Annotated in this window: 10 protein-coding genes; 7 read left to right on the top strand and 3 right to left on the bottom strand. The window is 70.6% G+C overall.

The genetic code is table 11. The features are described from left to right. Positions 1-54: 54 nt before the first annotated feature. A complete protein-coding gene (locus UK12_RS22330; RefSeq protein ID WP_045304873.1) occupies positions 55-636 on the top strand; it encodes a 5-formyltetrahydrofolate cyclo-ligase in 582 nt (193 codons plus the stop codon). A gap of 116 nt (positions 637-752) precedes the next feature. Here the strand turns inward: UK12_RS22330 and UK12_RS22325 are convergent, their stop codons facing one another. Next, on the bottom strand, positions 753-3,470 hold the full coding sequence (locus tag UK12_RS22325; protein WP_045304872.1) for a penicillin acylase family protein: 2,718 nt from the start codon (positions 3,468-3,470) through the stop codon (positions 753-755). Between the two features lie 246 nt (positions 3,471-3,716). Between UK12_RS22325 and UK12_RS22320 the strand changes: the two genes are divergently transcribed. From UK12_RS22320 to UK12_RS22305, 4 genes are all read left to right on the top strand, one after another. Continuing rightward, complete coding sequence (locus UK12_RS22320; protein ID WP_045304871.1) at positions 3,717-5,201, top strand: potassium/proton antiporter; 1,485 nt, start codon at positions 3,717-3,719, stop codon at positions 5,199-5,201. A 299-nt stretch (positions 5,202-5,500) separates the two neighbouring features. Then, on the top strand, positions 5,501-6,790 hold the full coding sequence (locus UK12_RS22315; RefSeq protein ID WP_045304870.1) for an MFS transporter: 1,290 nt from the start codon (positions 5,501-5,503) through the stop codon (positions 6,788-6,790). Positions 6,791-6,928: 138 nt separating this feature from the next. Continuing rightward, positions 6,929-7,237, top strand: a complete 309-nt coding sequence (locus UK12_RS22310) for an FmdB family zinc ribbon protein (protein WP_045304869.1) — start codon at positions 6,929-6,931, stop codon at positions 7,235-7,237. Positions 7,238-7,420: 183 nt separating this feature from the next. Continuing rightward, positions 7,421-7,741: a hypothetical protein gene (locus UK12_RS22305; protein ID WP_045304868.1), complete on the top strand. Its 321-nt coding sequence runs from the start codon at positions 7,421-7,423 to the stop codon at positions 7,739-7,741. A gap of 274 nt (positions 7,742-8,015) precedes the next feature. Here UK12_RS22305 and UK12_RS22300 read toward each other — a convergent pair whose 3' ends face one another. Together UK12_RS22300 and UK12_RS22295 are read right to left on the bottom strand one after the other, a co-directional pair. Next, positions 8,016-8,195 (bottom strand): hypothetical protein, encoded by a 180-nt coding sequence (locus UK12_RS22300; protein WP_045304867.1) that lies wholly within the window; start codon positions 8,193-8,195, stop codon positions 8,016-8,018. Between the two features lie 157 nt (positions 8,196-8,352). Next, entirely contained in the window at positions 8,353-9,324 is a 972-nt protein-coding gene (locus UK12_RS22295) for a sigma-70 family RNA polymerase sigma factor (RefSeq protein ID WP_045304866.1), read from the bottom strand. Positions 9,325-9,673: 349 nt separating this feature from the next. Here UK12_RS22295 and UK12_RS22290 point away from each other — a divergent pair, with 349 nt between their 5' ends. Beyond that, a complete protein-coding gene (locus UK12_RS22290; protein WP_052682067.1) occupies positions 9,674-10,480 on the top strand; it encodes a phosphatase PAP2 family protein in 807 nt (268 codons plus the stop codon). Positions 10,481-10,867: 387 nt separating this feature from the next. Continuing rightward, a complete protein-coding gene (murJ, locus tag UK12_RS22285; RefSeq protein WP_197085076.1) occupies positions 10,868-12,838 on the top strand; it encodes a murein biosynthesis integral membrane protein MurJ in 1,971 nt (656 codons plus the stop codon). Positions 12,839-12,894 lie beyond the last annotated feature (56 nt).

Here is a 12,894-nt window from a genome sequence, read left to right as displayed (position 1 = left end):
GGCGGCACGGGACAGACCCGTGGCGTCGGCGGGAGCGGAACCCAGGAGGATCCATTGCACAACGAGAAGGCCGAGCTGAGGTCACGGTTGCTCGCGGACCGGCGTGCGCTGTCGCCCGAATGGCGTGAAACCGCCGCCGCCGCACTGTCCGAACGCGCCGTGGAACTGGCCGGAGCGGGGCAGACCGTCGCCGCGTACGTCTCGGTCGGGGCGGAGCCCGGCACCCGGCCGCTGCTGGAAGCCCTGCGGGAGCGGGGGGTTCGGGTGCTGCTGCCGGTGCTGCTCCCCGACAACGACCTGGACTGGGCCGAGTACCAGGGCCCCGAGCAGCTCGCCCCCGCCGGGCGCGGGCTGCTGGAGCCGACCGGACCGCGGCTCGGCCCCGAGGAGGTCTGCACCGCCGCGCTGGTGCTGCTGCCTGGGCTCGCGGTGGACCGGCAGGGTCTGCGGCTCGGCCGCGGCGGCGGCTCGTACGACCGGGTCCTGGCCCGGCTGGCCCGTGCTCGGGCCCGCCCGGTGCTGGCCACCCTGCTGTACGACACCGAACTGCTCGACGCCGTCCCCGCCGAGCCGCACGACCTGCCGGTGCAGGTGGCGGTCACCCCGGCCGCCGTCCACCGCCTCAAGCAGCACTGACGCGCCCGGGGCACCGACGCACTCAGGGGCGCGGGGAACTGCGGGCGGCCCTCGGTGGAAGGCACGGCCGCGCAGTTCCCCGCGCCCCTGGACGGTCGTCCGCTCGCTCCGACGCCCTACTGGGCGCTGAGGACCAGCTTGTGCTTGGTCGCCTTCTCCACCGCGTCCGCCGACCAGGCCCAGGGGAGGAGTTCGCCCTTGGCCCACAGGGCGGTCTGGTCGTTGTAGTTGGCGTGGAAGGCGTGGCCCGAGGCACCGCCGACGTTGATCCAGCGGGAGGCGTTGAAGTCGCTCAGGTCGACGACCATCCGCATCGAGGGGATCCAGTCCACCTGGTACCCCGCAGCCGCGTTCCACCCGGAGGCGTTGACCGCCGCGCTGCCGCCGGAGAGCTGGTACGGGCCGCGGTTGAGCAGCTTGTGGACCAGCCCGGAGGCGATCGAGGAGTCGTCGGTGCCGAGCGTCTGCTCCTTGAGGGTCAGGGAGTGCAGCCGGCCCCAGTTCCAGGTGGAGATGTCCTTGCCCATCTGCGCCGTGAGGTCCTGACGGGCGTCCTTCATGGCCTCGGCGAGCAGGTTGTTCAGGCCGTGCTGCTGCACGTGGTTGGAGTCGATGTAGTCCCACCAGGTGCTCTTCGGGTTGGCGAGCAGCTGCCGGACCACCTCGGTCCACCGGTCGCCGCCGTCGGGCTGGGCGAAGTGGGCGTCGCGGGTGCCGCACTCGGTGACCGGGTGCGCGGCACCGCCGATCGCGTCGTCGGGAAGCGTGTTGTTGCTCTTCTGGCGGACCAGCAGGCAGTCGCCCTTGGCGCGGAGGTCGGCCGGGAACTTCTGGCCGAACGCGAGGGTGAGCAGCTGGCGCCAGACGCCGTTGTAGTACGCGGCGGCGGCGGAGTACGCGTCCTGGTGGTAGTTCCAGTCCTTGAGCAGGTCCTGCGCCTCGCGGACGTACGGGTCGTTGATGTTGACCTTGAGCAGCAGCGGGACCAGCGTCTGGGCCATCACGTTGGTGTTGTCCAGCTGCATCGACTGCATGTCGTCCGGCGAGATCTTGCCGCCGTTCTTCAGCTTGCCGTCGATCAGGTCGGTGATCTCCTTGGCCCGGGTGCCGTACTCCCAGTCCTTGGTGAGCAGGTACGGGTACGTGGCGTCCACCACGGCCTGGTTGGCGGTGACGATGTAGCCGTTCTTGGGGTTGAAGCTGTACGGCAGCGAGTTGAAGGGCACGAAGTCCTTCTTCCAGCCGTAGCTGGAGTCCCAGCCGGGGGCCGGGTAGCTGCCGTCGCCTTTGGTGCGCTGCGGGATCATGCCCGGCGCCTGGTAGCCGATGTTGTTGCTGGTGTCGGCGTAGATCAGGTTCTGGGCGGGGACCGCGAAGTCGGCGGCGGCGGACCGGAAGTCGGTCCAGTTGGCCGCGCGGTCGAGCTTGAAGACGGCGTCCATGGTCTTGCCCGGGGTGAGGGCGGTCCACTGGAGTGCCACGCCGTAGCCCTGGGCCCGGTCGGGGGCCGCGTTGCCCGCGGGGGCGTACTTGCCGACGGTCTGCTGCTCGGAGCTCTGGTCCGAGATCAGCGGGCCGCGGTCGGTGCTGCGGACGGTGATGGTCCGGTCGGCGCCGCCGGCGACCTTGATGGTCTCCTTGCGGGTCTGGAACTTCACGTTCTGGCCGTCGACCAGGTAGGTGTCGGGGCCGGTGACCTTCTCCAGGTAGAGGTCGGTGACATCGGCGCCGAGGTTGGTGAAGCCCCAGGAGACCTTCTGGTTGTGGCCGATCACCACGCCGGGCATCCCGGCGAAGGTGAAGCCCGAGGTGTCGAAGGCGCAGGTGGCGCTGACGGTCCGGCAGTGCAGGCCCATCTGGTACCAGACCGAGGGCAGGCCGGGGCCGAGGTGCGGGTCGTTGGCCAGCAGCGGCTTGCCGGTGGTGGTGTGGTCACCGCTGACCACCCAGGAGTTGGAGCCGATGCCCTGGCCCTGCGGGCCGAGCAGCTGCGGCAGCGCGGCCATCTTGTCGGAGATGTTGGTGAACAGCGCGCTGGTGGTGGCCCGGCCCTGGGCGGCACTCGTCGGGGCGGCGGAGCCGTCGGCCGGCTTGTAGGTGCCGTCCGTGCCGACCGTGCCGGTCTTCACGATGGTGCCGTTGCGGTCGTACGGGTAGGCCGGGTAGAGCTGGGCGATCTGCTCCGGCGCGAAGTCCTGGGAGAGCAGCGAGCGGTCGATCTCCTCCTGCATGTTGCCGGAGAGGTTCCAGGCCATCGCCTTGAGCCAGGCCACCGAGTCGACCGGGTCCCACGCCTCGGGCTTGTAGCTGCTGTTCACCGTGCCGAGCAGGGTGTACTCCAGCGAGGCGCTCTGACCGCCGGGGTGCTGGTCGAGCCAGGCGTTGACCCCGTCCGAGTAGGCCTTCAGGTACTTCTTGGTGTCGGCGGACAGCTGGGTGTCGTACTCCTGCTGCGCGACCTGGCGCCAGCCCATGGTGCGCAGGAAGGTGTCGGCCTCGACCTGGCCGGAGCCGAACATCTCGGAGAGCCGGCCCGAGGTGATGTGGCGTCGGACGTCCATCTCCCAGAACCGGTCCTGGGCCTGGACGTAGCCCTGGGCGCGGAACAGGTCCTCGGGGGTGTCGGCGTACAGCTGCGGGATGCCGTTGGCGTCGCGCTTGACGTCCACGGGCGCGGACATGCCGGCCACCGTCACGCTGCCGTCCACGTCGGGGAACGAGGCGCGGACGGCGCTGACCGCCCAGTAGCCGCCGCCTCCGACGGCGGCCACGAGCAACACGACCAGCACGAGCACGATCAGACGGGCGCGCCGGAACTTCTTCGAGCGGGGCATCTGGGTCCTTGGCTGGGTTGCGTTGACGGCCGTGACAGGTCACCACATTAGGGCGACTCAACTGGCGGACATGCACGGGGGACGTCCACGGTGGGCTGAGGTGGACCCTACCGGTCTCGCCGGGCGGACACCGACGATCAAAGAGCAGGTAAAATGTTAGACTGAGTAACAAGTCGTCGAACGAGCCATCAGCTCCGACCACCCACCTGCCCCGACCGCCCCTACGACGTGCCGAGGTGCCACTGCGTGACTGTCGACCACCTGAACCGCCTCCTGCTCGAGTTCTCCGTGATCCTTCTGTTCGCGGTGGTGGCCGTGCGAATCTCGACCCGATCAGGGCTGCCCAGCCTTCTGATCTACCTGGGGATCGGCGTCGCACTGGGCCAGAACGGCCTCGGAGTCACCTTCAACAATGCCGAACTCACCCAGGTCCTCGGCTACGCGGCCCTGGTGGTGATCCTCGCCGAGGGCGGTCTGAAGACCAGCTGGACGACCATAAAACCGGTCATGCCGGCCGCCTCGGTGCTGGCCACCCTGGGTGTGGCGGTCAGCGTCTTCGTCACCGCCGCGGGCGCCCACTGGCTGGTCGGATTCGACTGGCGGGTCTCCCTGCTGCTCGGCGCGATCGTCTCCTCCACCGATGCCGCGGCGGTCTTCTCGGTGCTGCGGATGGTGCCGCTGCCCACCCGGCTGACCGGACTGCTGGAGGCCGAGTCCGGCTTCAACGACGCCCCCGTGGTCATCCTGGTGGTCGCCTTCGCCACCACCGGACCGCTGGACTCCTGGTACGTCCTGGTCGGCACGATCATCGCCGAGCTGGCCATCGGTGCCGCTGTGGGATTCGCCATAGGCAGGATCGGCGCGTACGGGATCAAGCACGTCGCGCTGCCCTCCTCCGGCCTCTACCCGATCGCCGTGATGTCGCTGGCCGTACTGGCGTACGCGGGCGGCTCGCTGCTGCACGGCTCCGGCTTCCTGGCGGTCTACATCGCCTCGGTGATCCTCGGGAACGCCAAGCTTCCGCACGGCCCCGCCGTCCGGGGCTTCGCGGACGGACTGGCCTGGATCGGGCAGATCGGCATGTTCGTGGTGCTCGGCCTGCTCTGCAACCCCGACACCATGCGCTCGGCGATCGTCCCGGCACTGGTGATCGGAGCGGTGCTGGTCTTCGTCGCCAGACCCGCCTCGGTCCTCGCCGCCCTCACGCCGTTCCGGCTGCCCTGGCGCGAGCAGGCCCTGCTGAGCTGGGCCGGGCTGCGCGGAGCGGTGCCCATCGTGCTGGCGACCATCCCGCTGGTGGCCGAGGTGCCGCAGGCGCAGGAGGTCTTCAACATCGTCTTCATCCTGGTCGTCGTCTTCACCCTGCTCCAGGGCCCGACCCTGCCGCTGGTCGCCCGCAAACTGCGGATCTCCGAGGGCGCGATGGGCCAGGACCTGGGCATCGAGTCCGCACCACTGGAGCACCTGCACGGCCGCCTGCTGTCGGTCGCGCTCTCCGGGACGTCCCGGATGTCCGGCGTCGAGGTGGGCGAGCTGCGGCTGCCCGCCGGGGCCGCCGTCACCCTGGTGGTCCGCGACGACAGCAGCTTCGTCCCCGACAAGGCCACCGTGCTGCGGGCCGGCGACGAACTGCTCGTGGTCACCACCGAGGAAGTCAGCGAGGCTGCGGAGCGCAGGCTGCGGGCGGTCGATCGAGGCGGAAAGCTTGCCGGATGGCTGCACGGGCGCTAGATTCACACCTTTTCCGTGCCGTTCACCCTGTGTGACCCGCACGGACCGGGTCCGCAGTGCGTACTATGGACCGACATACCTGTTTTCATCACCGAAAACCCGCAACATCTGTCTGATGCAGAGTTGGCGCGACCGCTCGGCGGCCGTGGTCCCATCTCAGGTCGGCCCGCTTCCAGCACCATCGGCCACCCCTGGACCCCGGTATCAACCCCGGTCAACGCACGAGAGGACGACTCTCGGCGCTGCCGGGGGAAACCCCATACCTCGGCCGCGCTACCAGGCAGCAGGAAGGACCGACCGTGACGGCCCGCCGAACGGTCGCAGAGCCCACTCCTACCCGCGTCGGCTACGGCACGCTGCTCCGCACCCCTGGAGCCTGGACCTTCCTGGTCCCCGCCTTCGCGGCTCGACTTCCCTACGCGATGCTCAGCGCGGCCATCGTGCTGCTCATCCAGGCCGAGTACCACTCGTACGGCACGGCCGGCCTGGTCGTGGCGTTCGCCGCGGCGACCCAGGCGCTGGTCGGTCCGCAGACCGGCCGGCTCTCCGACCGGTCCGGCCAGGCCGCCGTGCTGGTCCCCACCATCGCGGTGCACGCGGCCGCGGTGGCCGCGCTGATCGCGCTGGCGCTCAACCACGCGCCGGTCTGGACGCTCTACCTGGCGGCCGGTACCGCCGGTGCCAGCGTGCCGCAGATCGGCGCGATGGTCCGGGCCCGCTGGGTCGCCAAGTTCTCCGACTCGCCGCGGAAGCTGAACACCGCGTTCGCCTTCGAGTCCGTGACCGACGAGTTCACGTTCGCGATCGGCCCGGTGCTGGCCTCCGGTATCTCCGCCTTCGTCTCACCGTCCGTCGCCCTGATCACCGAGGCCGCGTTGACCGTGGTCGGCGGTCTCGCGTTCGCCGCGCAGCGCGGTACCGCGCCCGCTCTGCACCCCCGGGTGCCCGGCGCCAAGCAGGTCTCGGCGCTCTCCTCGCCCGGCGTCCGGCTGCTGGCGGGGTCCTTCCTGGGCGTCGGCTCCGTCTTCGGCGCCATGACCGTCTCGGTGACCGCCTACGCCACCGCCGAGGGCCAGTCCGGCCTCACCGGCGTGGTGTACGGGATCTTCGCGGGCGGCAGCATGCTGGCCGGCGTGCTGTACGGCATGATCTCCTGGCGCCGCTCGGTCAAGCAGCGGATGCTCGGCAGCTACACGCTGCTGGTGCTGGGCTGCTCGACGCTCTGGGCGATGCCCAACCTGACCACGCTGGCGATCGCCGGACTGTTCTGCGGTCTGGCCATCGCGCCGACCCTGATCAGCGGCTACACGCTGGTCGAGACGCTGGTCTCGGACGGCGCCAAGACCGAGGCGTTCACCTGGCTGACCGGGGCCATCGGGCTCGGCCTGGCCGCGGGTTCCATCGTGGCCGGACTCCTGGTGGACCGGCACGGCGCCTGGGCCGGCTTCGTGGTGCCGGTCTTCGGAGCCGGGCTCGGCCTGATCGCGCTGGCCTCGCTGCGGCGGCTGCTGGACGCTCCCGGCGGGCCCAGCCGCACCGTGGCGCACGGCGGGACCCAGGTGCAGCTGGCCGGTGCGTCCAAGGGCTGAGACACCTCTGCTCGGCGCGCCGGACGGGGTATCTCACACCCGGTGGCGCTGGACTGATCCAGCGGAATGCCGCATCATTGACCGTCGTTAGCACTCATCAGGCGCGAGTGCCAGGGGGAAGTGCAGGAGGAAGAACAAGTGCCCACGTACCAGTACCAGTGCACCGAGTGCGGCAACGGCCTGGAGGCGGTGCAGAAGTTCACCGACGAGGCGCTGACCACGTGCCCCGACTGCCAGGGGAAGCTCCGCAAGGTCTTCTCGGCCGTGGGCGTGGTCTTCAAGGGTTCGGGCTTCTACCGCACCGACAGCCGCTCCTCGTCGAGCAGCTCGGTGAACTCCTCGACGTCGTCCTCGACCTCGACGTCCTCGTCCTCGACCTCCTCGGCGCCGGCCCCGGCCGCCGCTGCGGCTCCGGCGGCGAGCACCAGCACCAGCACCGCGAGCTGACACAGAAGCACCCCGGGCCGCCGCTGCGGCCCGTTCGAAAGGCCCGGATTCGGAGACGAACCCGGGCCTTTCGTATGACCACGCCACCCCTGCGGGTGAACGGAGTTATCCACAGGGCCGGGTTATCCACAGGAATTCGCGGGGGGATTCCCCGGCGGAGGCTGGTCGCGCACCCTGATGCGCATGACGACGTCCCTGGAACACCACTCGCTGCACTCGCACCCCGCCGCCGCCCGCACCGCCCCCTCGGCCGTGCCGCCCCGGCGCACCGTCCCCGCCTTCCCGCCGATCCGGCGCGGGGGTGGTGGGCGACACCGGCTCCAGCAGGCCGTCCGGCACCGGCCCGGCGTCCTGGTGACGGGCCTGCTGGCCGCCGCCACCGCATTCACCGCCGGGCCGCTGCGCCCCGGCCCGCCCGCGCCCGCCGCTCCCTCGACCGCCTCGGCAGCGGCCGCGCCGGTCGCCACCCCGCGCTGCACCGGGACGGCACCGCCGAACGGATGAGCGCGCGGGAATTCATCGGAATTCGCCGGGCTCCATCGGGATTCACCGGGGTTCACCGGAGTTCGCCGACCCGGCAGATCTGGAATTCACCGAGGCTACCGCCGGAAGGCGCTGCCGATGCTCAGCGCGACATAAAGGGCCGGAGGAATTCCTGTTTCGCGGCAATTCCGTCGTTCTCGTTGTCAGAGGTCGGCGCCACCGAGGCCGGCTGCTGGCCTGTCCACCGCCACGCTGCCGCTCGTTGTCCCGCCGGCCCACCTGGGCCCGTCTACGTCTAGTCGCCGTGGTGCGGGGGCCGCTGGCTCAGGTACCAGTCCAGGCCGCGCCCGCTGCTCTCCCCCGTCTGCGGGCGCTCGCCCCAGCCCCGATCCGTGTCGTCCCCGGTCTGCTGCTCCAGCGGGTCGCTGAAGACCAGCTTCGCCTTCGGCCGGGTCGGCTCGTCCTGCTCGGGCATCTCTGCTCCGTTCCTTGTCAACTGCATCCTCCAGCCAGCGTAGGCGGCCCCGGAGCGGCGGGGCCCCTGCCCGTCGGGCGCCGGACGGCGCCGGACCGTGGCACGGCCGTCGACCGGACCAAGGTCCCCACGGCTCCGGACGGTCGGGGCGCGGCTGTCAGGCGGCCTCGAAGCCCGCGTGGTCGGCGATCTTCTTCAGCTCCGCGAGCGCGTGCTTCTCGATCTGGCGTATCCGCTCACGGGTGAGCCCGTGCTGCTTGCCCACCTCCGTCAGCGTCCGCTCACGGCCGTCCTCCATTCCGTACCGGGAGCGGATGATGGAGGCCGTCCGGTCGTCGAGCCGGCCGATCAGGTCGTCCAGCTCCTCACGGCGGAGCATGACCATCACGGCATCCTCCGGAGAGACCGCCCCGGTGTCCTCGACCAGGTCACCGAACTGGGTCTCGCCCTCGTCGTCCACGGACATGTTGAGACTCACCGGGTCACGGGCCCAGTCGAGCACGTCCTTGATCCGGTCCTCGGTGGTGTCGAGTTCGGCGGCGATCTCGGCGGGCTCGGGCTCCCGGCCCAGTTCCTTGGCCTTCTCGCGCTGCACCCGGCGGATCCGGCCCAGCTCCTCGACCAGGTGGACGGGCAGCCGGATGGTGCGCGACTGGTCGGCGATCGAGCGGGTGATCGCCTGGCGGATCCACCAGGTCGCGTAGGTGGAGAACTTGAACCCCTTCGCGTAGTCGAACTTCTCGACCGCTCGAACCAGGCCGGCATTGCCCTCCTGGATCAGGTCGAGCAGAGGGAGGCCGCTGCGCGGGTACCGCCGGGCGACCGCGACCACCAGACGGAGGTTCGAACGGATGAAGACGTCCTTGGCGCGCTCGGCGTCGTTGGCTATCGCCTCCAGCTCCTCGCGCTGGGCACCCTTCGGAATGGAGTCCTCGTCCAGCAGGTGCTGGGCGTAGACACCCGCCTCGATGCGCAGCGAGAGTTCGACCTCCTCAGCGGCATCGAGCAGAGGCGTCCGGGCGATCTCGTCGAGGTACATACCGACAAGGTCGCGATCGGCCTCAAGGTTGTTCGGGCGGGCCGAGCGAGTCCGGTCGGCGCTGCCACGGACGACGGCACGAGTGGCCATGCTTGCTCCCTTGCTGCTGGTGCCGGTCTCCCTGGTCTTCACCCCCACCGGGGCGAGCCGAGGACAAAGAGATGCGGGCCCCATGGAGGCTCACACGTAACGATCCAACGCACAGAAATCGGACAACATTCCCAACTCGGCCAGATTCCTCGCACGATGCAGTATCCTGCAGAATTTGACCCATGATCGCGCACATTGTGTGATCGAAGGGAGACAGGCCGTGTCGAAATCGTCCCGTCCGCAAACCCAACGAACGAGATCCGACATCCGCAGCTTCCCCTCACAAAAGATGCCAAATCGCTATCAGGGCGGTGCGGACTCCCCTGCCGGCCCTGGGAAAGTGTCAGCCATGCACCTGCCCATCCACGGCGCCAGCGCCGCCTCCGCCCGGCGCCGCCGCGGCCGACTGCTCGAGTCCGCGGTTCTGGCCCTCGGCTGCGCTGCGCTCCTGGGCGTACTGCTGGCCCTGGTGCAGGGCGGCTGGGGTCCGCTCGCCCGGCTGGACCACGGCTGGGTCGACGCGCTGCACGACTACGCCCGCCGCCACACCGCCTGGACGGCGTCCATGCAGATGCTCTCCGACATCGGCGGCACGGTCACCACGCGCATCATCCTGGGCTCCACGGCCGTCTGGCTCTGGGCGATCGGCGCCCGGATGCTGGCCGGCTGGGCGGCGGCCCAGGTCCTGCTCGGCTGGCTGGCCAACTGGGGCGGGAAGGCACTGGTCGGCCGGGCCAGGCCGCACTTCGCCGACCCGGTCTCGCACGCGTCGGGTGCGGCCTTCCCCTCCGGGCACGCGATGTCCTCGGCGATCACCGGCGCCGCCCTGGTGATCCTGGTCTGGCCGCGCGCCAACCGGGCCGGGCGGGCCACCGCCTGCACCGCCGCCGCACTCGCCGTCCTGACCATCGGCTGGACCAGGATCGCCCTCGGGGTGCACTGGCCCAGCGACGTCCTGGCCGGGTGGCTGACAGCCGGCCTGGTGGTCGGTGGGGTGACGGTCGCGGCCGAGCTGTGGCGGCCCGGGGCACTGAGCCGCGACGTGCGCCGGGTCAACTGGCGGACCAGACCGAGGGTGCAGCGCGTCCTGGCCCCGGGAGTCAGCATGGGGCCGCGTCGGGAGAGTGAACCCGCCGCCGCCCCTGACGGCCAGTGAGAAAGGTCACATCTCGTTGAGGTGAGCCCGGGGGAGGGATCGGTAGAGTGCCGCGCCGACCAAAGCGCTCTGCACGAACACCGGGAAAATTACCGCAAATCGGGTCATTGGGTGCATGCTTCCGCCCGATTGGACCGGAATCCGAGCCGGTCGGGGCTTCGGGGAGATCTCCGGCACACGGCACACCGCTCCCCATCGAGTGCCGAGTTGAGGCAGACTTCTCCGGCTGGGTGCACCTGCGCCCAACCCGGGGGACCCAAGCACGACGGCGCGGACCAGGCCGGTCGTACGAGGCAGCACCGGCTCCGTACACCGCGGGACCGCCGGACAGCGGTTGCGGAAGCCCCGTAGCCGCGCACTGCCCAGGCACCGAGTGACGGGGGTCCGATGACCATGCACACGACGGGCGAGCCCTCCGGCTCGTACGGTGACCCGCCCACCATGCCGCTGCGTCAGATCACTGACGAGCAGTTCATGCCGCCCACGCCCGCACAGGCACAGCAGCAGGCGCCGCAGCACGGCTCGCAGCCGACCATGCACCTCGGCACCCAGCTGCCGCCTCCGCGCCAGCCGTTGGAGCAGCCGCCGGCGGAGGCCGAGGAGGCTTCGGCGGGCAAGGAGTCCTCCGCCGCCCGCAACGGGCTGATCATGGCCCTGGGGTCGCTGACCTCGCGCGCGCTCGGCTTCGTCCGGGCCGGTGTGATCGCCGCCGCACTGGGCGTCGGACAGCTCGCCGACGGCTACGCCGTCGCGACCCTGCTGCCGACCACGGTCTACATGATGCTGATCGGCGGTGTGCTCAACTCGGTCTTCGTCCCCGAGCTGGTCCGCGCCGCGCAGACCCACAAGGACCGCGGCGTCGCCTACACCAACCGTCTGCTGACGGCCTGCGGTGTGGCGCTGGTCGTCATCACCGTCGCTGCCTGGCTCTTCGCGCCGACGATCGTGGACTCCTACACCAACTACACCCCCGAACAGCACGTCCAGCGGGCGCTGACCATCGCGCTGGCGCGGTACTGCCTGCCGGCCATCCTGTTCTACGGCGTCTTCGGTCTGCTCGGCCAGGTGCTCAACGCCCGCGACCGCTTCGGCGCGATGATGTGGGCGCCGGTGATGAACAACGTCGTGGTGATCGGCGTCTTCGGCCTCTACATCGCGATCTGCAAGCACGCGGAGTCCGCCGACCAGATGAGCAGCGGCGCCACCATGCTGCTGGGAGCGGGCACCGCGCTCGGCATCCTGCTGCAGGCGCTCTCCCTGCTGCCCTCGTTGCGCGCCTCGGGATTCCGCTTCCGGCCGCGCTTCGACTGGAAGGGCGCCGGACTCACCACCCCGCTGCGGGCGGCCGGGTGGGCGCTGATGCTGGTCGTGGTGACGCAGCTCTCCTTCAACGCCATCACCAACATGGCCACCGGCGCCGGTTCGCAGGCTCATGACCTGGGCCTGAAGGAGGGCCTGGGCTACACCCCCTACAACAACGCGTACCTGCTCTTCGTCGTCCCGCAGGGCATCATCACGGTCTCGATGGTCACGGCGATCCTGCCGACCATGTCCCGCGCGGTGAGCTCGGCCCGGTTCGAGGACGTCGGCCGGGAGCTGGCCCAGACCCTGCGCAGCTCGGCGGGGATGATCATCCCCGCCATGGCGATCTTCCTGTCGATGGCCAACCCGATCATCGGCCTCGCCTACGGCCACGGCAGCCAGATCAAGGCCGCCGACGTCCAGGTCATGGCCGAGATGCTGATCGCGTTCGCGATCGGTCTGCCGGCCTTCTGCGCCCAGTACGCGCTGGCCCGCGGGTTCTACGCGATGAGTGACGCGCGGACGCCGTTCTGGCTGACCACGGCGATCGCGGGCACCAACGTCGCCTTCTCCGCCATCGCGTACTACTCGCTTCCGGTGCGCTGGATCATCATCGGGATGGGCGTCGCACAGACCGTCGCCACCACGTTCGGTGTGGTCATCACCGGCCGGGCGCTCGGCAAGCGGCTGCGCGCCGAGGCGGCGGCCGCGCTGCCCGCGGACGCCACGCTGGAGATCGGCGGCGGCCGGCGGGGCCGGGTCCGCAGCGGCCTGGACGGCGGCCGGGTGACCACCCTGCACCTGGCGCTGGCGCTCGCCTGCGCGCCCGGTGCGCTGGCAGCCCACTGGATCGTCGGGCAGTGCGCGGACTCGCTCGGGCGGGGCATCGTCGGCAACTTCGCCGGCCTGGCGGCCGGTTCGCTGGCGGTCCTGGTCTCGGTCCTGGTGCTGGCCAAGCCGCTCGGTGCCGCAGGCGCGGTGGCGCCGCTGGCCCGCAAGCTGCGGATCCCCTACCCGGCCCCGGCGGTCGCCAACAGCGGCAAGCACCGCCGGTAGGCCACCGGCGGCGGCGAGCACGGCGGTCGGCCGCCGGCGGCGATAGGCGCGCCGAC

The organism is Saccharothrix sp. ST-888 (assembly GCF_000955975.1).
Taxonomy (GTDB): Bacteria; Actinomycetota; Actinomycetes; order Streptomycetales; family Streptomycetaceae; genus Kitasatospora.
The sequence above is the reverse complement of the archived record's forward strand: the minus strand, read 5'-3'. Positions and strand labels throughout refer to the sequence as shown.